This window comes from Rhodococcus sp. M8, from assembly GCF_015654185.1.
GTDB lineage: Bacteria > Actinomycetota > Actinomycetes > Mycobacteriales > Mycobacteriaceae > Rhodococcus > Rhodococcus aetherivorans.
Genome location: NZ_CP064065.1, coordinates 2,263,488 through 2,287,179, shown reverse-complemented (window position 1 = coordinate 2,287,179; position 23,692 = coordinate 2,263,488). Strand labels below are relative to the sequence as shown.

At 74.0% G+C, this 23,692-nt stretch carries 18 protein-coding genes and 2 riboswitches; of the genes, 5 read left to right on the top strand and 13 right to left on the bottom strand.

Going from position 1 to position 23,692, the window contains the following annotated elements; genetic code table 11:
• Positions 1-28: 28 nt before the first annotated feature.
• The 5 genes from ISO16_RS10205 to ISO16_RS10185 form a co-directional block, all read right to left on the bottom strand.
• Positions 29-586 carry a hypothetical protein gene (locus ISO16_RS10205; protein WP_050035705.1) on the bottom strand — a complete coding sequence of 186 codons (558 nt, stop codon included), beginning with the start codon at positions 584-586 and terminating at the stop codon, positions 29-31.
• Between the two features lie 53 nt (positions 587-639).
• Positions 640-1,590, bottom strand: coding sequence for a cobalamin biosynthesis protein (locus tag ISO16_RS10200; protein ID WP_072635968.1), 951 nt, complete (start codon positions 1,588-1,590; stop codon positions 640-642).
• Positions 1,572-3,941 carry a cobyrinate a,c-diamide synthase gene (locus tag ISO16_RS10195; RefSeq protein WP_072635881.1) on the bottom strand — a complete coding sequence of 790 codons (2,370 nt, stop codon included), beginning with the start codon at positions 3,939-3,941 and terminating at the stop codon, positions 1,572-1,574. Before ISO16_RS10195 ends, ISO16_RS10200 begins: the two co-directional genes overlap by 19 nt.
• Positions 3,942-4,017: 76 nt before the next feature.
• The gene (gene cobO / locus ISO16_RS10190; RefSeq protein WP_006945402.1) at positions 4,018-4,632 is read right to left on the bottom strand and encodes a cob(I)yrinic acid a,c-diamide adenosyltransferase; all 615 of its coding nucleotides are present in this window, start codon (positions 4,630-4,632) and stop codon (positions 4,018-4,020) included.
• Positions 4,632-6,572 carry a magnesium chelatase subunit D family protein gene (locus ISO16_RS10185; protein ID WP_170913969.1) on the bottom strand — a complete coding sequence of 647 codons (1,941 nt, stop codon included), beginning with the start codon at positions 6,570-6,572 and terminating at the stop codon, positions 4,632-4,634. Before ISO16_RS10185 ends, cobO begins: the two co-directional genes overlap by 1 nt.
• Before the next feature lie 34 nt (positions 6,573-6,606).
• Positions 6,607-6,798: riboswitch (cobalamin riboswitch) on the bottom strand.
• 39 nt (positions 6,799-6,837) lie between these two features.
• On the opposite strand from ISO16_RS10185, the gene cbiE reads away from it, so the two are divergent.
• Both cbiE and ISO16_RS10175 read left to right on the top strand, forming a co-directional pair.
• Positions 6,838-8,040 (top strand): precorrin-6y C5,15-methyltransferase (decarboxylating) subunit CbiE, encoded by a 1,203-nt coding sequence (gene cbiE / locus ISO16_RS10180; protein WP_072635879.1) that lies wholly within the window; start codon positions 6,838-6,840, stop codon positions 8,038-8,040.
• A complete protein-coding gene (locus ISO16_RS10175; RefSeq protein ID WP_006945407.1) occupies positions 8,037-8,801 on the top strand; it encodes a cobalt-precorrin-4/precorrin-4 C(11)-methyltransferase in 765 nt (254 codons plus the stop codon). The genes cbiE and ISO16_RS10175 overlap by 4 nt, the downstream gene beginning before the upstream one ends.
• 54 nt (positions 8,802-8,855) lie before the next feature.
• Here ISO16_RS10175 and ISO16_RS10170 read toward each other — a convergent pair whose 3' ends face one another.
• Genes ISO16_RS10170 through ISO16_RS10160 form a run of 3 tightly spaced genes read right to left on the bottom strand, consistent with a single transcriptional unit; the run spans position 8,856 to position 12,087 of the window.
• Entirely contained in the window at positions 8,856-10,385 is a 1,530-nt protein-coding gene (locus ISO16_RS10170) for a precorrin-2 C(20)-methyltransferase (protein WP_072635878.1), read from the bottom strand.
• On the bottom strand, positions 10,382-11,032 hold the full coding sequence (locus tag ISO16_RS10165) for a precorrin-8X methylmutase (RefSeq protein ID WP_006945411.1): 651 nt from the start codon (positions 11,030-11,032) through the stop codon (positions 10,382-10,384). The genes ISO16_RS10170 and ISO16_RS10165 overlap by 4 nt, the downstream gene beginning before the upstream one ends.
• On the bottom strand, positions 11,029-12,087 hold the full coding sequence (locus ISO16_RS10160) for a cobalamin biosynthesis protein CobG (RefSeq protein WP_072635877.1): 1,059 nt from the start codon (positions 12,085-12,087) through the stop codon (positions 11,029-11,031). Before ISO16_RS10160 ends, ISO16_RS10165 begins: the two co-directional genes overlap by 4 nt.
• A 37-nt stretch (positions 12,088-12,124) precedes the next feature.
• Positions 12,125-12,318: riboswitch (cobalamin riboswitch) on the top strand.
• Positions 12,319-12,391: 73 nt separating this feature from the next.
• On the opposite strand from ISO16_RS10160, the gene cobN reads away from it, so the two are divergent.
• Positions 12,392-16,000 (top strand): cobaltochelatase subunit CobN, encoded by a 3,609-nt coding sequence (gene cobN, locus ISO16_RS10155; RefSeq protein WP_072635876.1) that lies wholly within the window; start codon positions 12,392-12,394, stop codon positions 15,998-16,000.
• Positions 15,997-16,770: a precorrin-6A synthase (deacetylating) gene (gene cobF / locus ISO16_RS10150; protein WP_072635875.1), complete on the top strand. Its 774-nt coding sequence runs from the start codon at positions 15,997-15,999 to the stop codon at positions 16,768-16,770. Before cobN ends, cobF begins: the two co-directional genes overlap by 4 nt.
• A gap of 131 nt (positions 16,771-16,901) precedes the next feature.
• On the opposite strand, the gene ISO16_RS10145 is transcribed toward cobF, so the two are convergent.
• From ISO16_RS10145 to ISO16_RS10130, 4 genes are all read right to left on the bottom strand, one after another.
• Positions 16,902-17,414, bottom strand: a complete 513-nt coding sequence (locus ISO16_RS10145) for an Rv2732c family membrane protein (protein ID WP_072635967.1) — start codon at positions 17,412-17,414, stop codon at positions 16,902-16,904.
• A gap of 34 nt (positions 17,415-17,448) precedes the next feature.
• On the bottom strand, positions 17,449-18,891 hold the full coding sequence (locus tag ISO16_RS10140; protein ID WP_072635874.1) for a PepSY-associated TM helix domain-containing protein: 1,443 nt from the start codon (positions 18,889-18,891) through the stop codon (positions 17,449-17,451).
• Positions 18,892-19,023: 132 nt separating this feature from the next.
• On the bottom strand, positions 19,024-19,548 hold the full coding sequence (locus ISO16_RS10135; RefSeq protein ID WP_072635873.1) for a hypothetical protein: 525 nt from the start codon (positions 19,546-19,548) through the stop codon (positions 19,024-19,026).
• An 88-nt stretch (positions 19,549-19,636) separates the two neighbouring features.
• The gene (locus tag ISO16_RS10130) at positions 19,637-19,957 is read right to left on the bottom strand and encodes a hypothetical protein (RefSeq protein ID WP_029545390.1); all 321 of its coding nucleotides are present in this window, start codon (positions 19,955-19,957) and stop codon (positions 19,637-19,639) included.
• 225 nt (positions 19,958-20,182) lie between these two features.
• Between ISO16_RS10130 and ISO16_RS10125 the strand changes: the two genes are divergently transcribed.
• Positions 20,183-21,079, top strand: a complete 897-nt coding sequence (locus tag ISO16_RS10125; protein ID WP_072635872.1) for a glucose 1-dehydrogenase — start codon at positions 20,183-20,185, stop codon at positions 21,077-21,079.
• A 116-nt stretch (positions 21,080-21,195) separates the two neighbouring features.
• Here ISO16_RS10125 and ISO16_RS10120 read toward each other — a convergent pair whose 3' ends face one another.
• Complete coding sequence (locus ISO16_RS10120; protein WP_072635871.1) at positions 21,196-23,340, bottom strand: catalase; 2,145 nt, start codon at positions 23,338-23,340, stop codon at positions 21,196-21,198.
• Positions 23,341-23,692: the final 352 nt, after the last annotated feature.

Below are 23,692 nucleotides of genomic sequence, written 5' to 3'. Positions count from 1 at the left end.
CGACCGGGAATTGCGCGGGTCCGCGATCTCAGACCTGCGGGCCCTCGGTGCGCAGGTCGTCGACCTTGCGCATCGCCTCGCGGAGCTCGGCGAGCCACTGCTCGCTGTGCTGCCCCACGAGCTGGACGCACCAGGCGAGCGCGTCGGAGCGCGAGCGGGCGACGCCGGCGTCGACGAGGGTGTCGAGGACCTTGCGCTCGGGCTGGCGCAACCGGGTCATCACCGGAACGGCCAAGTGGGTGAACAGCACTCGACGATCGCCGAGCGTGACACCCCACGCGACCTTCCGGCCGTAGCGGGCCTCGGCCTCGTCGGCGATGCGCATGCGGTCCGGCCGGGTGGTCTCCCGGAACCGGGCGATGCGCCCGTCGACGGACGCCGGGCCGGTGTCCTCGGGCGGGGGCAGTTCCCCGACGACCACGATCTCCTCGCGGTCGACCTCGATGTCGGCGGGGCCGGTGAACCAGTCGTCGGGCAGGCGTCCGGCGAACCACTCGGCGGCGTCGCTCGCATCGGGGACGTCGGCCTGTTGCCAGCCGCCCGGGCGTCCGAAGCGGGGTCCGTGCATGTGCGGATGGTGTCGCATGTCGTCCTCCTCGGGACGAAGTGCCAATATCACTGATTACAGTGTTACACCGCTTACGTGATTCGCGCCACAACGGTGCCCGCGGACGCGACGACCGCGGACACCGCGAGCGCGCCCGCGCCGACCCGGGCCGCGAGCCGCACGCCCCGCGCGATGTCCCCGGGTTCCGGGGCCGGGCCGTCGCCGAGGGTGCCGCGGTCCTCCACCACGCCGTGGTAGACGTTCACCCCGCCCAGAGTGACCCCGAGCGCGCCCGCGAACGCCGCCTCGACCGGCCCGGCGTTCGGGCTCGGATGCCGGTGGGCGTCGCGGCGCCAGGCCGTCAGGGCCGCGCCGGGCCGCTCGCCCAGGCCCGCCGCGAGCAGCGCGGACAGCCGCGCCGGCGCCAGGTTGAGCAGGTCGTCGAACCGGGCGGACGCCCAGCCGAACCGCTCGTGCCGCGGCGTGCGGTGGCCGACGCGGGCGTCGAGGGTGTTCGCGGCCCGGTAGCCGAGCAGGCCCGCCGGCCCCGCCACCGCACCCCACAGCAGCGGGGCGACGACGGCGTCGGAGGTGTTCTCCGCGAGGGACTCCAGGGTGGCGCGGGCGACGCCGGCGGCGTCGAGGCGCGACGGGTCGCGCCCGACGAGGTGGGTGACCTGACGGCGCGCGGCGGGCAGATCCGCGCGGCGCAGCTGGCCGTCGATCGTCGTCGCCTCCCGCGCCAGCGACCGGCCGCCGAGCACGGTCCACGTCGCGGCCGCGGTCACCGCCGTGCGCACCAGCGGACGACGCCGGGTGAGCCGGTCCACCCCGTAGCCGAGGCCGGCCGCGCCGCCGACCAGCACCGCGGTGAACAGCGTCCCGGCCGCCCGGTGGTCCGCGTACAGCGCGCGCTCGGTGGTCCGGGCGATCCGGCCGAAGCCGCTCACCGGGTGGCCGCGACGGGGATCGCCGAACGCCTGATCGGCGAGGTAGCCGAGGACGAGGCCGGCGGCGCGCGGGTTCACGTCAGGTCCCGCCATGCCCCGAGCAACGCCTCGGTGGTCTGCGCATCGCGCACCGCGATGCGCACCCAGTCGGCGCCGAGGCCGGGGAAGCTGTCCCCACGACGCACCGCGAAGCCCTTGCCCCGCAGTCGCTCCCGCGTCCCCACGGGGACGTGCGCCAGCACGAACGGTGCCGCCGACGGGCCGGTCACCTCGATGCCGAGCGCGGTCAGGCCGTCGACGAGGACGGCGCGGTCGGCCGCGACCTGCACGGCGATGCGCTCCGCCTCGACCGTGGCCGCCGGCGACGCGCACGCGATCATCGCCGCCGCCGCCGGTGTGGACACCGACCACGGTGGCTGGTGCGCGGCGAGCTCGGCGACGATCGACTCGTCGCCGAGCACGTACCCGGCGCGGATACCGGGTATCGCCCACGTCTTGGTGAGCGAGCGGACCACCACGAAACCCGGAATCGACATGCCGGCAAGCGATTCCGGTTCCCCTGGTACCGCATCCATGAACGCCTCGTCCACCACCAGCACCCGGCCGGGCCGCGCCAGGGCCCGCAGCGCGGCACCCGGGTGCAGCACGCCGGTCGGGTTCGTGGGGTTGCCGACGATCACGAGGTCGGCGTCGTCGGGCACCAGCGCCGGGTCGAGGACGAAGCCGTCCTCGCGGCGCAGCAGCACCCGGGTCACCTCGTGCCCGGCGGCGCGCAGCGCCGCCTCCGGCTCGGTGAACTGCGGGTGCACCACCGCCGGTCGCGCCCAGCGACGGGCACGGGCGACGAGGGTGAACGCCTCCGCGCCGCCGGCGGTGGGCAGCACCTCGAGCGGGTCGCGGCCGTGCCGGGCGGCCAGGGCGGCCCGCGCCGCGCGCGGGTCCGGATACTGATCCAGCTCGGCCAGCGACCCGGCCAGCGCGGCGTCGAGCCACTCCGGGCGCGGCCGGCGCGAGACGTTGACGGCCAGATCCACCAGTCCCGGCGTGGCCTCCCGGTCGCCGTGGTGCTGCAGGTCCGGTGCGGCGGCCCGGGTCGTGCGCGGCGGCGGGGGGACCGGCGTCGCGGCCCGCACCGCGTCGGCGAACCGCTGCGCCAGCGCCGGATGCCCGGCCCAGTGGGTGTGCAGGTAGGAGGCGTGCACGGTGGCGGACGCGAAGCCGTCGGGCCGTCCGCCCAGCAGCCACGCCGGCTCGTCGGTGGAATCGACCGTGGTGCGGTGGAATTCGTGTCCGGTCACCCGCGTGCCCGCCGGCGCGAGCAGGGTCTCGCGCGGCGCGACGGCCGTGCGGTAGCCGAGGGTCAGGCGCGGCGTCATCCGGGCGGCCGCGTCGATCGCGCCGATCATCGGCGCCCCGTCCACCTCGCGGCACAGGTACAACAGTCCGGCGCACTCGGCGACGGTGGGTGTGCCGGCCGTGATCGCGGCCCGGAGATGTTCGCGCAGAGCGGTGTTGGCGGCCAGATCGGCCGCGTGCACCTCGGGGAAGCCGCCGCCGAGATAGATCCCGGCCGTGCCGTCGGGCAGTCGTTCGTCGCGCAGCGGATCGAACACCACGGTGCGGCACCCGGCGGCGCGCAGCATCTCCTCGGTCTCGGCGTAACGGAACGTGAAGGCGCGGCCGCCGGCGATCGCGACGACCGGGCCGTCGTCGGCCGGCGCCCCCGGATCCCACGGGCTCGCAGGAAGATCCGGTGCGGCGCATGCGATCCGCATCACCTCGGCGAGATCGACCCGCGCGGCGATCTGTGCGGCCAGGCGATCGAGCTGGGCGGCGGCCTCGGCCCGCTCCTGCGCCGGCACCAGCCCGAGATGTCGCGACGGCGCCGAGATCCCGTCGTCGCGCTGCAGGACGCCGAGCACCGGGACGCCCGTCGCGGCCAGAGCGTCGACCACCTCGTCGGAATGCCGCACCGAGCCGGCCTTGTTCAGGATCACCCCGGCGATGCGGACGCTGCGGTCGAACGTGGCCATCCCGTGCACCACGGCCGCGACGGAGCGGGAGGCATGGGAGACGTCCACGACGAGGATCACCGGGGCACCGAGGACGGCGGCCGTGTGGGCGGTGGAGGCGAACCCGTCGGTGCCGAGCATCCCGTCGTACAGGCCCATCACGCCCTCGACGATCGCGACGTCGGCACCGCGGGCGCCGTGCGCGAGCAGCGGTGCGAGCAGGTCGGTGCCGACGAGATGGGCGTCCAGGTTGCGGCCGGGCCGGCCCGTCGCGAGGGCGTGGTAGCCCGGGTCGATGTAGTCCGGGCCGACCTTGTGTCCCGACACGGTGTGCCCGGCCGCCCGCAGGGCCGCCATGAGGCCCGTCGCGACCGTGGTCTTCCCGTGTCCGGAGGCCGGTGCGGCCACCACCAGCCGGGGCAGCGGTGTCATGCGGTCACCACGCCGTCACCCGCGAGTGTCACCACGCCGTCACCCGCGAGTGTCACCACGCCGTCACCCGCGAGTGTCACCACTCGATGCCCCTCTGGCCCTTCTGGCCCGCATCCATCGGGTGCTTGATCTTCGTCATCTCGGTGACGAGATCCGCGGCCTCGATCAGCGCCGGATGCGCCCGGCGGCCGGTGATCACGACGTGCTGGTGGCCGGGGCGCGTCCGCAGGGTCTGCACCACCTCGTCGGCGTCGATCCATCCCCAGCCGATGGGGTAGGTGAACTCGTCGAGCACGTACAGCCCGTGCTGCTCGGCGGCGAGCCGGCGCTGGATCTCCCGCCACCCGGCGAGCGCCGCGGCGGCATGGTCCTCCTCGGTGCCGTCCTTGCGCGACCACGACCACCCGGAGCCCATCTTGTGCCACTCGATCGGGCCCCCGGTGCCGCGTTCGGTGTGCAGGTCGCCGAGGGTCTCGAAGGCGGTCTGCTCGCCGAGGCGCCACTTGGCGGACTTGACGAATTGGAACACCGCGACGGACCAGCCCTGGTTCCAGCCGCGCAGTGCGAGACCGAACGCGGCGGTCGACTTGCCCTTGCCGTCGCCGGTGTGGACCATCAGCAGCGGCCGGTTGCGGCGCTGGCGGGTGGTGAGACCGTCGTCCGGCACGGCGGTCGGTTGTCCCTTCGGCATCAGGCGGCCCTTCCTCGCACGACGGTGGTGAGCGCGTCGGCGTGGACCTCACCGACGGGGACGTGTTCGGCGCCGAGCCGCTCGGCGAGCCGGGCCGCGAGGCCCATGCGGAACCGGCCGGTCTCGGAGTCCACGACGACCGCGTCGATCCCGGCGGCGGCGAGCCGGTCGGCGGCCGCGAGGGACCGGGCCACCGCGTCCGGCCCGGCGGTGGCGCGGCCGTCGGTGACGACGACGAGCAGGGCCCGCCGGTCGGGTTCGCGCAGCCGGTGCCGCCGGATCGTCTCGGCCGCCTCGAGCAGTCCCTCGGCGAGCGGGGTGCGCCCGCCCGCCGGCAGCTCCCGCAGCCGCGTCGCGGCCACGTCCACCGAGTTGGTCGGCGGCAGCACGAGCGTGGCGCGATCCCCGCGGAAGGTCACCAGGCCCACCGTGTCGCGACGCCGGTAGGCGTCGAGCAGCAGCGACAGGATCGCCGTCTTCACCTGCGTCATCCGCTGCCGCGCCGCCATCGAGCCGGAGGCGTCGACGCACAGCAGCACCAGGTTGGCCTCGCGGCCCTCGACGACCTTCCGCCGCACCTGCCACCCGTGCGTGGTTTCGGTAGTCCCCGCTACCGGAACCACGCACGGGTGGGTGGCGGTGGCGCGGATGGTGGCGGGCAGATGGATCGGGCCGGTGTCGCCGCGACGCTCGCCGACGGTCCGGCCGACCGTGGTGCGGGCGCGGGAGCGGCGGCCCGCGGCACCGCGGCCGGTGCGGTCGGCCGTGAACAGGCGGGTCCGGTAGGGCTCGGCGGGGGCCGCGACGGACGTCGCCGCACCGGAGCCCTGTCCCCGGTAGTCCCGGCCCGGCGTCGCCTCGCCGGCGCCGGGGCCGTCCGGACCGGAATCGTCGGGACCGGAATCGTCGGGGCCGTCCGGATCGGGCTCGGGCGGCTGCTCGCCGAGCAGCTCGTCGAGCAGCGACTCGTCCATGCCGGGCTCGTCGAACGGATTGCGGCGACGACGGTGCGGCAACGCCAGCCGCGCCGCCACCGCGATGTCCGCCCGCGTCACCTCGTCGCGGCCCACCCACGCCGCATGCGCGACGGCGGTCTTCGCGGTGACCAGATCGGCGCGCATCCCGTCGACGTCGAACGCCGCGCACACCTCCGCGATCGCGACGAGCGCGTCGTCGCCGAGCCGCACCTGCGGCAGCCGGTCGCGGGCCTGCGCCAACCGCCGCGTCAGCGCCGCCTCGGCGTCGGCCCACCGCGCGACGAACGCGTCCGGGTCGGCGTCGAACGCCAGGCGCCGCCGCACGATCTCCGCCCGCACCTGCGGATCGCGGGGCGCGGCCACCTCGACGGTGAGGCCGAAGCGGTCGAGCAGCTGCGGCCGCAGCTCACCCTCCTCCGGGTTCATCGTGCCGACCAGCACGAACCGGGCGGCGTGCGAGACCGACACCCCGTCGCGCTCGACGGAGCAGCGGCCCATCGCGGCGGCGTCGAGCAACAGGTCCACCAGGTGGTCGTGCAGCAGATTGACCTCGTCGACGTAGAGCACCCCGCGGTGCGCCCGGGCGAGCAGGCCGGGCTCGTACTCGGCGGTGCCCGCCGACAGCGCCTTCTGCAGGTGCAGGGAGCCGGTGACGCGGTCCTCGGTGGCACCGACCGGCAGTTCCACCAGCCGCGCCGGACGGGTCTGCGCCGCCGCACCGCCCGGGTGCGGCCCGTCGGGGCACGCCGGGTCGGGGGCGGCGGGATCGCACGCGAAGCGGCAGCCGGTGACCTCGGTGACCTGCGGCAACAGCGCGGCCTGGGCGCGTACGGTGGTCGACTTGGCGGTGCCCTTCTCGCCGCGCACGAGCACCCCGCCGATCGACGGCGAGACCGCGCACAGGGACAGGGCCAGCGCCAGGTCGTCGGAGCCGACGACGGCACTGAACGGATACACGTGCACTCGAACCTCCACAGGCTCCCGCTGGGATGTCTTCTCGGCAGCTGAAATCGAGGCCGGTATTCGGACTTCCCGGTCGAACGCCGTGCGATCGCCTTCCCGGACCGGCCGGTCCAGTGGCTGCGCGTGTTGCGCGTGATCGACGACTCCCGGGTCACCGCAGCGGGCCTGTGCCGGATTCGCACCGGCTTCCCGATTATCCCCGTGAGGGGCACCTCGATTGTCTTGCCGCCGCCGAGTCTAACCGCACCGGCTAGGGTTCGACGCCATGGGTTCACAGATCACCGTCGTCGGCATGGGCGCCGACGGCTGGGACGGCCTGCCGCCGCCCGCTCGCGACGCGGTGCTCGGCGCGCAGGTCCTGCTGGGCGGGCGCCGCCACCTGGCGCTGCTGCCCGAGACCGGCGCCGTCCGGGAGCCGTGGCCCTCCCCGCTGCGCGACGGGCTCGGCGCGCTGCTCGAGCGCCATCGCGACCGGCGGATCGTCGCGGTCGCCTCGGGCGACCCCCTCGTCTCCGGCATCGGCTCTATGCTCATCGCCCACCTCGGCGCCGCCGCGGTGACGGTGCTGCCCGCGGTGTCATCGGTGGCCCTGGCCCGCGCGCGGATGGGGTGGAGCGCCGAGTCGGTGGACGTGGTGACGCTGGTGGGCCGCGACGTGCACGCCGTCCGCCGCGCATTCGGGCGGGGCCGGCGGCTGATCGTGCTCTCCTCCGACGGCGGCACGCCCGCGCAGGTCGCGGACCTGCTGCGCCGCGACGGCTTCGGGGCGAGTGTGCTGACGGTGCTCTCCGACCTCGGTGCCCCCGCCGAGGCCCGCCGCAGCGCCACCGCCGACGAGTGGTCCGGCGACGCCCCCGCCCTCAACGTGGTCTGCATCGAATGCCGGGGTGCGGAGGGCTACTCCACCGCGCCGGGCCTGCCCGACGACGCGTTCGAGCACGACGGGCAGATCTCCAAGCGCCCGATCCGGCTCGCCGCGGTGTGCGCGCTCGCGCCCCGGCCGGGGCAGTTGCTGTGGGACGTCGGCGCCGGCGCCGGTTCGGTGGGGATCGAATGGGCGCGCACCGATCCGCGCTGCCGCGCCGTCGCGATCGAGCGCGACGAGGGGCGTGCGGAGCGGATCGTGCGCAACGCCGCGCGGCTCGGCGTCCCGTCGGTCGCGGTGGTGCGCGGCCCCGCCCCGGCGGCGCTCGACGGTCTCGACGCCCCCGACGCCGTCTTCGTCGGCGGCGGCGGATCGATTCCCGGTGTGCTCGAAAAGTGCTGGGAGGAACTGCGTCCGGGAGGGCGGCTGGTCGCGCACGCGGTGACGCTCGAGACCGAGGCGACGCTGGTGCAGTGGTGGAAGACCCACGGCGGGGAGCTGACCCGGCTGACCGTGGAGCAGGCCGCACCCCTCGGCGGGTTCAGCGGCTGGCAGGCGCTGCGCCCGGTGGTGCAGTGGCAGGTGACGAAAGGCGAGAAATGACAGTGCACTTCGTGGGATCCGGGCCGGGTGCGGCCGACCTGCTGACGCTGCGGGCGGCGCGGCTGCTGAGCGAGGCACCGGTGGTGCTCTATGCCGGCACCTACCTCGACGCCGAGGTGCTCGCGCACTGCCGGCCCGACACGGAACTCGTCGACACCCAGCACCTGGACCTCGACGAGATCACCGCGCACCTGGTGGACGCGCACCGGCGCGGCCTCGACGTCGTCCGGTTGTGTTCCGGTGACCCGTCGCTGTATTCGGCCCTGACCGAGCAGACGCGCCGGCTCGACGCGGCCGGGGTGCCCTGGGACGTGACCCCCGGCGTGCCGGCCTACGCGGCCGCCGCCGCGACCCTCGGCGCGGAGCTGACCGTGCCCGAACTGGTGCAGACCGTGGTCCTCACCCGTACCCGGGCACGATCCACGGCGATGCCCGACACCGAGTCCCTGGCGCGCGTCGCGGGACTGCGCGCCAGCCTGGTGCTGCACCTGGCGATCACCCGCATCCGTGCCCTCGCCGAGGAACTGAGCGGCGAGTACGGCGCCGACTGCCCGGCCGCGGTGGTGGCGTTCGCGTCCCGCCCGAACGAGCTGGTGCTGCGCGGCACCCTCGCCGACATCGCCGACCGGGCCGAGGCGGCGGGACTGAAGCACACCGCGGTGATCGTCGTCGGCCGGGCCCTGGGCGTGCGGGCGCAGCCGGACGTCGCGTGCTCGCATCTCTACGACCCGGCGCGGGATCGCACGGAATTCACGCGCTGACCCGGAATCCGCGCCCGCCGCGGCGGGCGCGGATTCCGGTGTACCGCACGGATGTCAGGAGTCGGTGCGTACCGACCGCGCCGTCCACACCGCGCCGGCGTCGGTGACCGTGGTCCCGGACGATCCCACGATGAGCAGGCACTTCATGTCGATCGTGGCCGGGTCGAGCTTCTCGAGCGTGGTCACCTCGAGCGACTCGCCGGAGCGGCCGACGTCGCGGCCGACCACGACGACGGTGTCGGCCGGCCGGTGCCGCAGCAGCACGGCCTGGGCCTGCGCGACCTGCGTGGTCCGCGACCGCGACGCCGGGTTGTACAGACCCAGCACCAGGTCCGCCTGCGCGACGGCCGCGAGCCGCTGCTCGATCACCTCCCACGGCTTGAGCCGGTCGGACAGGCTCATCACGGCGAAGTCCCCGCCGATCGGGGCGCCCGCCCGCGCGGCCACCGCCTGGATCGCCGACACCCCGGGTAGCACGCGCACCGGCAGCTCGGCGAACCGCGGATCCTGCGCGGCCTCGAACACGGCCGACGCCATCCCGAACACCCCGGCGTCGCCGCCCGAGACGACGGCCACCCGTTCCCCGGACAGCGCCAGCTCGAGCGCGAACCGGGCCCGGTCCACCTCGACGGTGTTCCCGCTCGCGTGCCGCCGCTGGCCCGGGCGGACCGGCACGCGGTCGACGTAGGGCCCGTAGCCGACGATGTGGTCGGCGGACGCCAGCGCGGCGGCGGCCTCGGGGGTGAGCCACTTCTCGTCCGCGGGGCCGAGACCGACGACGAGGAGCTCCCGGGCAGCGACCGCCTCGGGAGCATCGGCGACGACGGGCCGGGACCGGTCGGTGATGTCCCGGTTGCGCGGCGCCCGGTCGCCGGGGGTGAGGATCACCGAGAAGTACGGCACCGCGTCGGCATCGACCTCGGCGACGGGGACGATGCGCTGCCCGCCCATCGACGCGCGCTCGACGTACACCGCGTCGTCGAGCCGGCCCGCCTGGGCGAGCGCGCTGCGGACCGCGGGGAAGGTACGGCCCAGCTTCATGATCGCGGCGCCGTCCGTGTCGGCGAGACGGCGCGCCAGCTCCGGCTCGGGCAGCGTGCCGGGCAGCACCGTGAGCACGTCGGTGCGCCGCACCAGCGGTTCCGACGCGGCCGCGGCGGCCGCGGACACCGACGTCACGCCCGGAACCACCTCGGTCGCATAGCGATCCGCGAGCCGGTCGTGCAGATACATGTAGGAGCCGTAGAACAGCGGATCGCCCTCGCACAGCACGACGACGGTGCGGCCGGCGTCGAGGTGTGCGGCCAGGCGCGCCGCGCACTCGTCGTAGAAGTCGGCGATGGCGCCGTCGTAGCCGCCGGGATGGTCGGTGGTGCCGGTGGTGACCGGGTAGATCAACGCCTCCTCGATCACCCCCTCCCGGATCAGCTCGGCCGCAATGCCCCTCGCGATGGAGCGGCCGTGGGTGCCCGAGTGGTAGGCGATCACGTCGGCCTGCTCGATCAGCCGAGCCGCCTTGCGGGTGATCAGCTCGGGATCGCCGGGGCCGAGCCCCACGCCGTAGAACCGTCCGGTGTCGTTCACTCCGCCTCCTGGGCCAGGGCATTGATCGCGGACGACGCCATCGCCGAACCCCCGCGGCGCCCCCGCACCACCAGGTAGGGGAGCTGCAGCGGATGCGCGGCGAGCGCCTCCTTGGACTCGGCGGCGCCGATGAACCCGACCGGCACCCCGACGATCGCGGCGGGCCGGGGGCCGCCGGCGTCGATCAGCTCGAGCAGGTGGAACAGCGCGGTGGGGGCGTTGCCGATCGCGACGACCGCGCCGTCGAGCCGGTCCTCCCACAGCGAGACCGCCGCGGCCGAGCGGGTGGTGCCCCACGCCGCCGCGAGGTCCGGCACCCGCGGGTCGCGCAGAAGGCACAGCACCTCGTTGTCCGCGGGTAGCCGCGTGCGCGTCACCCCGGACGCGACCATGTGGGCGTCGGTGAGGATCGGCGCGCCCGCCCGCAGCGCCCCGCGCGCCGCCGACACCAGGTCCGGATGGATCGCGAGGTCGCGGGTCAGGTCGGTCTGGCCGCACGCGTGCACCATCCGCACCGCCACCTTCTCGGCGTCGGCGGGGATCGCGGACAGGTCCGTCTCGGCACGGATCGTCGCGAACGACCGGACGTAGATGTCGGCGCCGTCGGTGACGTAGTCGTAGCGCCGGGGTGGGGGAGTGGGCGTCATGGGCGGGTCCTCGCGAACAGGAGGGTATGTGGGAAATTCGGGGCGCCACAGGATCGTTCGCATCCCACGACGTGGAAGTGCCCGGCCGGGGGCGCGCCGGCGACGGCACGCCGGGCCGCGGAACGGGTGTCGCCCTCGGCGAGGCTACACCCCGGCGCGCCGGCGCACGCGGTGGTGCGGGTCCACGGCGACGCACCGTCGAGCACGAACCCGGCGTCGCGCAGCGGCTGCGGATCGGGTTCGCCGGCGAGGACGAGGCCGCGCCACGGCGTGACGATCACCTCCGACTCGGGCAGCGCCGCCACCATCGCCGGCGAGAGGATGCCCAGCGGGACCAGCGCCGAGACCGCTCCCGGCAGGGGGCCGTACGGCATCGTGTACCGGGCGGCCGGCGGCAGCGGCGCGCCGCCCCCGAGCTCGGCCCCCGCCTCGGGCAGCTGGTGCACGTGCCAGCGGGTGCCGCGCACCGCCGCGAACCGCCGCGCCAGGTCGATCAGCGTGTCGACGACCCGGTCGGCCGGGACCACCGGCCCGCAGAGCCTCCCGATCGCGATCTCGAACAGCCCCGAGTCGGCGGCCGCCGCGGCGAGGTCGCAGCGCAGGGCCGCGACGTCGCCGCGACCGTCGTCGAGGCCGAACAGGAACCGGCCCGGCAGCTGCGCGAGTACGGGTTGGGCGCACAGGGCGGTGTCGAGCGCGCCGATGAGCGGACGGAGGTCGGCGCGTCCTCCGACGATCCCGGACAGCGGCGAGGCGACGACGTTGCGGACCCGTTCGTGCGACGGTGCCGGCAGGAACCCGGCCGCCGCCACCGCGTCGACGAGACCGGCCGGCACACCGCCGCACTCGTCCACCGTGACGCCCCTGAGCTGCAGGTTTCCGCGCGAGGTGAGGTGGATATCGCCGTCCGCGAAGGCAGTCGACGCCGCCGACAGCGCCCGCAGTCCACCGTCCGGGAGCCTGCCGCCGGGCGCGCGCAGCCGCACCAGCGCGCCGTCGGCGGCGAGGTGGGGGCGCAGCAGACCGGGGCACCGGTCCGGGGGAAGGTCGACCATGGGGGCACATGGTTGCACACGACGAGGAAGCGGTGCGTTACGCTCCACCTGCCGTGGTGCTCGGGAAGCCGGTGTGAGACCGGCGCGGCCCTCGCCACTGTGAGCGGGTAGGTGCTCGCCCTCGTCCGGACCGGTCCGCCGGTCCGGAGACCACTGGACGGAAGTCCGGGAAGGTCGGCGCGGCAGCGATGATCCGTCAGCCAGGAGACCGGCCACGGCGCGGGAAGTCCACGAGGGTTTGGAGACTGAACATGGCTGATTTCGTGCTGCGCAGGGGCGATCGGGAACTGCGCGGGGCCCGGTCGTGACGCGGCTCGCGCTGCTGTCCACGTCGGACACCGACCTGCTGTCGGCGCTGAGCTCGGACGCCGAGTACGCGCTGGGCAACCCGTCGCGCCTCGACGTCGGGACCGAGCTTCCCCGACTCCTCGACGGCGCCGACCTGGTGATCGTCCGCATCCTGGGCTCCGTCCGGTCCTGGCAGAACGGTATCGACGCGGTCCTGGCGCACGGCGCACCCGTCGTCGTGCTCGGCGGCGAGCAGCTGCCCGACGCCGAGCTGATGAGCCACTCGACCGTCCCCGTCGGTATCGCCACCGAGGCGCACGCCTACCTCGCGCAGGGCGGGCCCGCGAACCTCGCCCAGCTGCATGCCTTCCTGTCCGACACCGTCCTGCTCACCGGCGAGGGCTTCGAGCCGCCGGCCGCGCTGCCCGCGTGGGGCAGCCACGCGCCCGCCGCGACCGATCCCGGCCTGCCGCGGGTGGGCATCCTCTACTACCGCGCCCACGAGACCAGCGGAAACACCCGTTTCGTCCGCGATCTCGCGCAGGCGGTCGACGCCACCGGCCGCGCCGTGGCCGTGCCGATCTTCTGCTCCACGCTGCGCGGTGCCCCCGCGGACCTGCTGGCCGAGCTCGGCACCCTCGACGCCCTGATCGTCACGGTCCTCGCCGCCGGCGGCACCCGCCCCGCCACCGTCTCCGCCGGCGGCGACGACGATGCCTGGGACGTCGAAGCGCTCGCCGCCCTGGATGTCCCGATCCTGCAGGCGCTGTGCCTGACCTGGGGACGCGACGCGTGGGCCGACTCCGACGAGGGTGTCTCCCCGCTCGATTCCGCGACGCAGATCGCCGTCCCCGAGTTCGACGGCCGCATCATCACCGTGCCGTTCTCGTTCAAGGAATTCGGCGCCGACGGCCTGCCCCGCTACGTCACCGACCCCGAACGCTGCCGCCGCGTCGCCGGCATCGCCGTCGCGCACGCCCGCCTGCGGCGCATCCCGCCCGCACGGCGGCGCCTGGCGATCATGCTCTCGGCGTATCCGACGAAGCACTCCCGGGTCGGCAACGCCGTCGGCCTGGACACCCCGGTGTCCGCGATCCGGTTGCTGCGCGCGCTGCGGGAGCGCGGCTACGACCTCGGCGACGGCTTCCCGGGCCTCGACACCGCGGACGACGCCGAGGCGGGCAACGCGCTGATCCATGCCCTGATCGCCGCGGGCGGGCAGGACGAGGAATGGCTCAGCGCCGAGCAGATGGCGGGCAACCCGGTCCGCGTGAGCGCGGCGCAGTACCGCGAGTGGACGGCGGACCTGCCCGCGGAACTGACCGACGCGATGACCGAGGCGTGGGGCGCGGCCCCCGGCGAGCTGTTCGTGGACCGGCAGTCCGCTCCCGAGGGCGAGATCGTCCTGGCCACCCTGCAGGCCGGCAACGTGGTGCTGATGATCCAGCCGCCCCGGGGGTTCGGGGAGAACCCCGTGGCGATCTACCACGATCCGGACATGGCGCCGTCGCACCACTACCTCGCCGCGTACCGGTGGGTGGAGAACGGCTTCGGCGCCGACGCCGTCGTCCACCTCGGCAAGCACGGCTCGATGGAGTGGCTGCCCGGCAAGAACGCCGGCCTGTCCGCGGCCTGCGCGACCGACGCCGCCATCGGCAATCTCCCGCTGATCTACCCGTTCCTGGTCAACGACCCGGGCGAGGGGGCCCAGGCGAAGCGCCGCGCCCACGCCACCATCGTCGACCACCTCATCCCGCCGATGGCGCGCGCCGAGTCGTACGGCGACATCGCCCGTCTCGAGCAGTTGCTCGACGAGTACTCGAACATCGCGGCGATGGACCCGGCCAAGCTGCCGGCGATCCGCGCCCAGATCTGGACGCTGATCCAGGCCGCCAAGCTCGACCACGACCTCGGGCTCGAGGACCGCCCGCACGACGCCGAGTTCGACGACTTCCTGCTGCACGTCGACGGCTGGCTGTGCGAGGTGAAGGACGCGCAGATCCGCGACGGCCTGCACGTGCTCGGCACGGCACCCGTCGGCGAGGCCCGCGTGAACCTGGTGCTGTCGATTCTGCGGGCCGCCCAGGTGTGGGGCGGGCGGGCCCACGCCGTGCCCGGTCTGCGCACCGCCCTCGGCCTGAAGCCGGACGCGCCGCTCACCGAGACCGACGCGGTCGAGGCGCTGGCCCGGGCACTGGTGCAGGGTATGGAGGACGCCGGCTGGCAGGCGGGTAGCGCCGCCACGGTCGTGCAGTCCGTGCTGGGCGGGGCGGACCCGGAGGTCGAGCGGGTGCTTGCCTTCGCCGCCGAGCAGGTCGTGCCGCGCCTGGCACGCACCACCGACGAGCTCGACGCGGTGCTGCACGCCCTCGACGGCGGCTACGTGCCCGCCGGCCCGTCCGGATCGCCGCTGCGCGGCCTGGTCAACGTGCTGCCCACCGGCCGCAACTTCTACACCGTCGATCCGAAGGCGGTGCCGAGCCGGCTCGCCTACGACACGGGCGTGGCGCTCGCGAACAACCTGCTCGACCGGTACCGCGCCGACACCGGCGGCTATCCGCCCTCGGTCGGCCTGTCGGTGTGGGGGACCTCCGCGATGCGCACCTCCGGCGACGACATCGCCGAGGTCCTCGCCCTGATCGGCATGCGCCCGGAATGGGACGCCGAGTCCCGGCGGGTGCGCGAGCTGACCGTGATCCCGCTCGACGAGCTCGGCCGGCCGCGCATCGACGTCACCGTCCGCATCTCCGGGTTCTTCCGCGACGCCTTCCCGCACGTCGTCGCGATGCTCGACGACGCGATCCGCACCGTCGCGGCCCTCGACGAGCCCGACGAGCTGAACTACGTGCGCGCGCACGCCCGCCGCGACGAGGCCGAGCACGGCGACCCCGAGCGCGCGGTGCGCCGCATCTTCGGGTCCAGGCCCGGCTCCTACGGCGCCGGCATCCTGCCGCTCATCGACTCCGGAAACTGGCGCAGCGACGCCGATCTCGCCGAGGTGTACACCGCGTGGGGTGGCTTCGCGTACGGGCGGCACCTGCACGGCGTCCCGGCTGCGGACGACATGCGCGCCAACTACCGGAGGATCGCGGTGGCGGCGAAGAACACCGACACCCGCGAGCACGACATCGCCGACTCGGACGACTACTTCCAGTACCACGGCGGCATGGTCGCCACCGTCCGGGCGCTCACCGGTGCCGACCCGAAGGCCTACATCGGCGACTCGACCACCCCCGACCAGGTCCGCACCCGCTCGCTGGCGGAGGAGACCGCCCGCGTGTTCCGGGCCCGGGTCGTCAACCCGCGCTGGCTCGCGGCGATGCGCCGGCACGGCTACAAGGGCGCGTTCGAGCTCGCCGCCACCGTCGACTACCTGTTCGGCTACGACGCCACCGCCGGGGTCGTCGCCGACTGGATGTACGAAACCCTCGCCCGCACCTACGCCCTCGACTCCGAGAACCAGCGGTTCCTGCGCGAGGCCAACCCGTGGGCGCTGCGCGGCATCGTCGAACGGCTCACCGAGGCCGCCGACCGCGGCCTGTGGGCCGAACCGGATCCGGCGACGCTCGCGGAACTGCAGCAGGCCTACCTCGATGTGGAGGGCGACCTCGAGGACCGCGCGTGAGGAGGCGGCTGCGGCTGATCGGGATCGGGCCGGGCGGGCCCGACGACCTCACCGTGGCCGCGGTCCGGGCGCTGAACGACGTCGACGTCTTCCTCGTCGCCGACAAGCGGCGGGGCGTCGACGACCTCGTCGCGGTGCGGGAGGAGATCTGCCGTCGCCACATCGCCGGCGACTACCGGACGATCCCGGTGCCGGACCCGCCGCGGGACCGCGCCCCGTCCGCCTACGGCACCGAGGTGCGGGACTGGCACGCCGCCCGGGCCGCCGCGTACGAGACGGTGCTGCGCGAGCAGGTCGCCGAGCACGAGACCGCCGGATTCCTCGTGTGGGGCGATCCGAGCTTGTACGACAGCACGATTCGCGTCGTCGAGCGCATCCGTGACCGGGGCGTGCTCGACGTCGACTACGACGTGATCCCCGGGGTGAGCAGCGTGTCGCTGCTCGCGGCGCGGCACCGGCTGGTGCTCAACCGGATCGGCGGCCCGATCGTCGTCACCACGGGCCGCCGGCTCCCGCAGGAGGTGGCGGCCGGAGGTGACAACCTCGTCGTCATGCTCGACGGTGCGCTGGAATGCGCCCGGCTCGAAGGTGATTGGCGCATCTGGTGGGGCGCAGACCTCGGCACGTCCGACGAGGAACTCGTCGCCGGCCCGCTGCGGGAGGTGCTGCCGGACATCGAGCGGGCCCGCGCCCGCGCGAAGGCCGCGCGCGGCTGGGTGATGGACACCTACCTGCTACGTCGCGCGGACGGCGACGGCGTCGTCTCCTGACCGCACGCCGAGGAATGCGCCGACCCGGTGCGGCCGATTCGCCGGGGAAATGTCCGCCGCGTCCCCCGGCGCGCAGTGGATCCGTGCACACGGGGCATCCGCGCGCCGAGGAACGGCGCGCGGATGCCCCGTCAGAGCACGGGCGTGGTCACCGGATGCGGGTGCCGGTCCGTGGGGGAGCGGCTGAGCACGACGGGCAGCCACTGCGAGGTCAGCGCCACCATGCCGAGCCAGGACAGCACCATCCCGGCGCCGGGGGCGTGCGGGGTCTCGACCGGCATGCCGTTCTGCGACCAGTAGCCGAGCAGCCCGAACAGGGACGCCAGTCCGGAGCCGAGCATCGACGCCGACGCGAGCCGCCAGCGGTGCGTGCACAGCGCCGCGGTGGACGACACCACGCCGAACACCAGGGCGAGGCTCACGAAGATCCGCATCGGCACCGTCGTCGTGGCGTCGTGCCCGAACCACGTGCCGAGCACCGTCCACGACCATTCCGTATCCGACTGCGGCAGAAGCAGACCCAGCACCACCGCGACGATGCAGGCGACGAGGACACGGTGCCGCCGGCCGGCGTCGAACTCGCCGGCGACCTTTCGTTCGATGCGGGCGAACTCCTTACGGTACGCGGACAGCTCGTCGCTCACCGGCACTCCTCGTCGATCGGCACACGAGGGACCATTATGCGCGCCCCCGCATGCGCCACCGGACGGCGGTGTCGACGACGAGGAACGCCAGCAGGCTCAGCCCGAGCACCGGGGCGAACCAGCCCACGACCGCGGCCGCGACGCCGATCGCGACCGCCGGACCTGCGCCGATGCGGCGCAGCGCGCCGCGTGCCGGGGCCCGGCCGACGGCCCACGCCGACCCTCGCGTGGGCCGTCGCCGCCACCACATCACGTAGCCGCGCAGCACGACCGTGATCAACGCCACCGCCAGCAGCGCCAGGGCGACCTGCGTGACGAGCCCGAACATGATGCCCATGTGGAGAGTGATCGACCACCACGTCAGCTGCGCGGCGAGCGGCCAGTCCGCGAACCGCGACACGTCGACGACCTCGCCGGTCGCGCCGTCGACGGCGACCGAGTCGATGCCGTACACCCAGGGCTGGCGGGTTTCGGCGACGGTGAACGCGGTGCCGGGGCGCGCCGGGATCGAGGCCTCGACGACCCCGGTCAGTCCCGCGGCGGCGGCCGTGTCCAGCACCGAGTCGATCCGGGCGATGTTCGCGTCGAGCAGTCCCGGGTCGGCGGCGTGCCCGGCGTGGCCGCCGTGCCCCTCGTGGCCCGTCGCTGCCGCGGCGCCGCCCCCGGTCAGGGCCGCGTCGACGGTCGGCGTCTTCCAGTGCAGCGCGGCCCGCAGCTCGGCGATGTTGTCGCCGGCGAACCGGGACCAGGTCAGGCCGGTCGCGGACAGGAACACCAGGCCCACCGCGATCCACACGCCCACCACGCCGTGCCAGCCGAGGGTGCGGGACCGGCCGGTGGCGGTGCGGTCGACGGTGAGCAGGCGTGCCTGGGCGTGGCGGGCACGCACCGTGCGGTAGCGGCGCACCCACAGGTACACGCCGCCGAGCGCGATCACCCACATCCAGGACGCGGCCAGCTCGCTGTAGAGGCGGCCGGGCTCGCCGAGATGCAGGTGCCGGTGCAGCTGCGAGATCCAGGTCCGGACCGGCAGCGCGCTGCTGCTGCCGTAGACGGCCAGCTCACCGAGCGGCCGCGCGGTGACCGGGTCGACGAAGACGGCGAGCCGCTGCGACTCGCCGAGGCTCGGGTCGGCGAACAGGACCCGGGTGGTCTCGCCGGGGGCCGCGGCCGGCCGCACCGCGGTGACGGTGAGATCGGGGCGCTGACCGGCGGCCACCCGGATCTGCTCCGCCACCGGCACGGCCGGACCGGTGGCGTCGGTGTGCAGCTGGTCGCGGTAGACGAGCTGCTCGATCGTCGGGGCCAGGGCGTAGAGGCCGCCGCTGACCGCGGCGATCAGGATGAACGGAGCGACGAGGATGCCGGCGTAGAAGTGCAGCCGCAGCATCAGCGGGTGCAGCGCGGGCGCCGCGGATCGGTCCGGGCGGGAACGGGGTGGGACGGGACGATCCGTCCCGAGGTCGGTCGTGGACATGCGAATGCTCGTTTCGATCGTCGGTGGCGACGGCAGCGCGCAGCGCCGTATCGAGGGGCGGCGCACCGCGCCGGGCGTCGGCACACGGGGAAGGCCGCCGCGGCGTACGGGCCACGGCGGAACGGGATCGGGTCAGGCGGTGCGGGGCGGACCCCGGGTGCCGGCCTGCGCGGAAACGAGCACCCGCAGCACGAGACGTGCCCGGTGCGACGGCGTGGCCACCCACAGCGGCGCACGCGCCGGGGGCGGGGTGAGCACCGCGGCGACGATGCGCCGCAACACGCCGAGCGCCGCGGCACAGCCCTGCTCGGCCGCCCGGATCAGGGCGGCGGAGACGACGAGGGCCGCGGCGTGGGCGCCGAGCATCGCGGGCGAGAGCCCGGGGCCGTGGGCGTGCTCGGCGGTGAGGGTGAGGACGGTATGACCGACGATCTGTCCCGCCCCCAGGGTGAGCACCAGGGCGGGCAGCAGCCGGGACGGCCGGATGGCGGACACCGCGGCGCCGAACGCGGCGCAGGCGGCGATCAGCAGCACCACCGACGACTGGGACGGAATTTCGCCGCCCGCCAGGCCGTGGGCCGCGACGGACACCGCGGCGGAGGTCGAACCCACGAACGCGCCACGCATCGGCGCGGACGTCTGCGGGCGTGGATTCACGGTTGGGCACACTACCCGTCGTGACGACGGACCGGGCCGGCCCGGGGTGCGCAGCCGCAGCACCCCGGGCCGGGCGGGCCGGTGGGCGTCAGTGACCGCGCGGCTCGCGCAGGCTCGTTCCCTCGACGTCGCGGACCCGCTTGCGCTCCAGCATGACCAGCACGGCGCCCACCGCGAAGGACACGATGCACGCCGGGCCGGCGATCCACGCCCAGCCCTCGAATCCGTACCCGGCGGCCACCAGCGTCAGCCCGAGCAGGAGCAGCCCGAGGCCCAGGAAGAAGTAGCCGGGCCAGCCCTTGGAGTCGGTCAGGGCCTCGCCGGCGTGGCTGCGCATCGTGCGGGCGTCGTCGGCCGGGAAGTCGCTGTCGGTCGTCAGATCCCTGTTGTACGTCTGCCTGCCGTGCACCGGATCGGCACCCGCCCGGGTCTCGTCGCTTCTCCGAAACTCGTTCTCGTGTTCCGTCACAGCCGCATCCTTTCCAGAAGTCGGGCCGGGAGAGCGCTGCGGCGCTCGGATTCGCCGACCGTGTCCCCCGTGTACCCGCTCCCGGGTCCGGGTATGCACCGGCCGGACCCGGCGGTCCCCGTCCGGGGGCGCCGGCACTCGCCCGCAGACCTCGAGGGAGGAACCATGACCGACCAGCACCGGCCCCGCAATCCGGTCGAGCAGTACCCGGCACCGGATCGCGAGCGGCAACCCGAGCTCGAATATCCGGGCCTCACGTCCGACATGGTGTCGGCACCCGACCACGGCGAGCAGACCTATCGCGGCAGCGGCAGGCTCGAGGGCCGGCGGGCGCTGATCACCGGTGCCGACTCCGGGATCGGCCGGGCCGTCGCGATCGCCTTCGCCCGCGAGGGCGCCGACGTCGTCCTCAGCTATCTCGAGTCCGAGGAGGACGACGCCCGCGACACCGTGCGGTGGATCGAGGACGCGGGCCGGCGCGCCGTCGCGGTGCCGGGTGACATCCGCGTCGAGGAACACTGCCGGCACCTGGTCGACACGGCGGTGCGCGAACTCGGCGGCCTGGACATCCTGGTGAACAACGCGGCGTTCCAGATGGTGCAGATGAACGGGATCGCCGACATCACGACCGAGCAGTTCGATCGCGTGTTGAAGACGAACCTGTACGCGTTGTTCTGGTTGTGCAAGTTCGGGGTCGGGGTGATGGAGCCGGGCTCGACGATCATCAACACGTCGTCGATCCAGGGGACGAGCCCCTCGCCGGAACTGCTCGACTATGCCACGACCAAGGCCGGCATCGTCGACTTCACCAAGGGGCTGGCGGCGGACGTCGCGAAGCGGGGAATCCGGGTCAATGCCGTTGCCCCGGGCCCGATCTGGACGCCGCTGATCCCGGCCACCATGCCGCGGGAGAAGTTCGAGTCCTTCGGTGACGACGTCCCGCTCGGCCGCCCCGGGCAACCGGCCGAACTGGCGCCGGCGTACGTCTTCCTCGCCTCGCAGGAGTCGAGCTACATCACCGGCGAGGTCATCGCTGTCACCGGCGGCAAGCCCTTCTCCTGACACACCCGTGGTGGCCGAATGTCACACGCGGGTGGCGGCCGAATGTCACACGCGTTCAATCCAATCGAAGCGGTGTGACATTCGGCCACCATCCCAGGCGGGGGACGCGCGGGGGGTCAGGCCTGGGCCCGCTCCCACACGCGGTGGGCGCCGAGCAGGTCGACGATCCCGGTGACCACCGCTTCCGGATCGTCGGCGGTGACCATACCCGGGGCCTCGGGGTGGACGGCCGCGTGCTCGAGCGCCTCGGTGCCGGCGCCCCACGTGCCGATCGCCTTGCAGTGCCGGAACGTCTCGTCGACCAGGACGCGCACGCGCGGATCGGCCGGGGCGCTCGCGAGCAGCAGCGCGTCGTACTCGACGGACCGGGCCGTGGCGAAGGTCCGCGAGATCGGCACCTCCTTGCGGCCGCCGTCGAGCTTGCCGCCGTGCGGGCCGATCACCAGCGGCACGGCCTTCGCGGCGGCCACCGCGGCGACGGCCTTGGCGACCTCGGCGACGTCGGCGCTGTCGTCCGCGACGATGCCGACCATCCGGCCCTCGATCGGCCAGGTCGCACCGACCTGGGACAGTGCCTCGCTGCGCAGCGACTCACCGGCGAGGGCCACCGTCGGCTCCGGTGCCGGCAGCCCCAGGCCGGCCGCGACGGTGGCGCACAGTCCGGCATCGATGTTCGCGAGCACGCGCAGGGCCCGCTCCTTGATCGCCTGCTCGAAGCACTTGCCGAGTTCGAAGGTGTAGGCGTCGGCCACGTGCTGCTTCTCGACCTCGGACAGGCTGGTGTAGAACAGTCGCGCCTGCGAGAAGTGGTCGTCGTACGAACTCGGCTGTGCGCGTTCCTTGACCCCGGCGGCGATGGGTGCCGGCACGTCGATGAACGCAGCCTCCTCGGCGCCGGCCAGGAACGGGCAGCCGGCCCCGAGCGAGTTGGGCCGGTACGGGGCCGCCCCGGGATGAATACCGGTCTGGTGCATGCCGTCGCGCAGCATGTCGTTGACGGGCGCATGCGGCCGGTTGATGGGCAGCTGACCGAAGTTGGGCCCGCCGAGCCGGCTGATCTGGGTGTCGAGGTAGGAGAACAGCCGGCCCTGCAGCAGCGGGTCGTCGGTGACGTCGATACCCGGCACGAGGTGCCCGGGGTGGAAGGCCACCTGTTCGGTCTCGGCGAAGAAGTTGGTCGGGTTGGCGTTGAGCTGCATCGTCCCGATCAGCTGGACCGGCGCGAGCTCCTCGGGGACGATCTTGGTGGGATCGAGCAGGTCGATGCCCTCGAACGTCTGCTCCGGGGTGTCGGGGAAGACCTGTACGCCCAGATCCCACTCCGGGTAGGCCCCGGCCTCGATCGCGTCGGCGAGGTCGCGGCGGTGGAAGTCCGGGTCGATGCCGCCGAGCAGCTGCGCCTCCTCCCACACCAGCGAGTGCACCCCCAGGCGCGGCTTCCAGTGGAACTTCACCAGCGACGTCTCACCGTCGGCGTTGACCATGCGGAAGGTGTGGACGCCGAAGCCCTCCATCATCCGGTAGGAGCGGGGGATGCCGCGGTCGGACATGTTCCACAGGGTGTGGGCGGTGGCCTCGGTGTGGAGCGAGACGAAGTCCCAGAACGTGTCGTGTGCGCTCTGCGCCTGCGGGATCTCCCGGTCCGGGTGCGGCTTGGCCGCGTGGACGACGTCGGGGAACTTGATCGCGTCCTGGATGAAGAACACCGGGATGTTGTTCCCCACCAGGTCGAACGTGCCCTCCTCGGTGTAGAACTTCGTCGCGAAGCCACGCGTGTCGCGGACGGTGTCGGCGGAGCCGCGCGAGCCGAGCACGGTCGAGAAGCGGACGAACACGGGCGTCTCGGCGCCCTTCTGCAGGAACCCGGCACGGGTGATCTTCGAGGCGGCGCCGTTGGCCCGGAAGACGCCGTGGGCCGCGGCGCCGCGGGCGTGCACCGCCCGCTCGGGGATGCGCTCGTGGTCGAAGTGGGTGATCTTCTCGCGGAAGTGGTGGTCCTGCAGCAGGGTGGGGCCGCGCCGACCGGCCTTGAGGGAGTGGTCGGTGTCCGTCAGCCGCGCGCCCTGCGCGGTGGTGAGGTACCGGCCCTGGGGCCCGCGCGCGCCGTCGGGCAGGTCTTCGGGGGTGCCGGTGGCAGTGACCGGGATGGGTTCACGCTGGTCGGGCTTGGCCGGTGGCGGGTCCGTCGGGGTGGTGGGTTCCTCGACCGGGACCTCGAAACCGGCGGGTGAGCCGGGAACCGGCGGATTCTTCTCGAACACTGCGATGCTCCGTTCGGTCGAGACGGGTGACGTTCACGTCTCGGCCGAGTTGCCCCGCACGCCCGTTTCCAAACATCGGCCGGGGCGCGTCGGGTCTCGGCGTGCGCCGGGGTGGCGACCCACCCCGCCCGTGACAACGTCTGTGGCCGGCCACGCGCGGTGGCCGGCCACCACGGGCGGGTACCCCTTCGGCGGGGATCCCGCACTTCGCCCGACGGGGCGACGAGAACGGATGCCCGGCGGGCGGACGTATTCGGGGCCGGAGGTTTCGACCGCGCGTCAGTGGGCACAACGGTTCAGGGCCGTCTCGTAGTCCGGATGCGGGCCGGCCAAGGTGCCCCGGGTTGAACTC

Excerpts from the sequence above, each read along its gene's own strand:
- ISO16_RS10125 (WP_072635872.1), top strand. The coding sequence starts at position 20,183 with ATGACCGACCAGCACCGGCCCCGCAATCCGGTCGAGCAGTACCCGGCA.
- ISO16_RS10160 (WP_072635877.1), bottom strand. The coding sequence starts at position 12,087 with ATGGTCGACCTTCCCCCGGACCGGTGCCCCGGTCTGCTGCGCCCCCAC.
- cbiE (WP_072635879.1), top strand. The coding sequence starts at position 6,838 with ATGGGTTCACAGATCACCGTCGTCGGCATGGGCGCCGACGGCTGGGAC.
- ISO16_RS10205 (WP_050035705.1), bottom strand. The coding sequence starts at position 586 with ATGCGACACCATCCGCACATGCACGGACCCCGCTTCGGACGCCCGGGC.
- ISO16_RS10140 (WP_072635874.1), bottom strand. The coding sequence starts at position 18,891 with ATGTCCACGACCGACCTCGGGACGGATCGTCCCGTCCCACCCCGTTCC.
- ISO16_RS10165 (WP_006945411.1), bottom strand. The coding sequence starts at position 11,032 with ATGACGCCCACTCCCCCACCCCGGCGCTACGACTACGTCACCGACGGC.
- ISO16_RS10175 (WP_006945407.1), top strand. The coding sequence starts at position 8,037 with ATGACAGTGCACTTCGTGGGATCCGGGCCGGGTGCGGCCGACCTGCTG.
- ISO16_RS10200 (WP_072635968.1), bottom strand. The coding sequence starts at position 1,590 with ATGGCGGGACCTGACGTGAACCCGCGCGCCGCCGGCCTCGTCCTCGGC.
- cobO (WP_006945402.1), bottom strand. The coding sequence starts at position 4,632 with ATGCCGAAGGGACAACCGACCGCCGTGCCGGACGACGGTCTCACCACC.
- ISO16_RS10195 (WP_072635881.1), bottom strand. The coding sequence starts at position 3,941 with ATGACACCGCTGCCCCGGCTGGTGGTGGCCGCACCGGCCTCCGGACAC.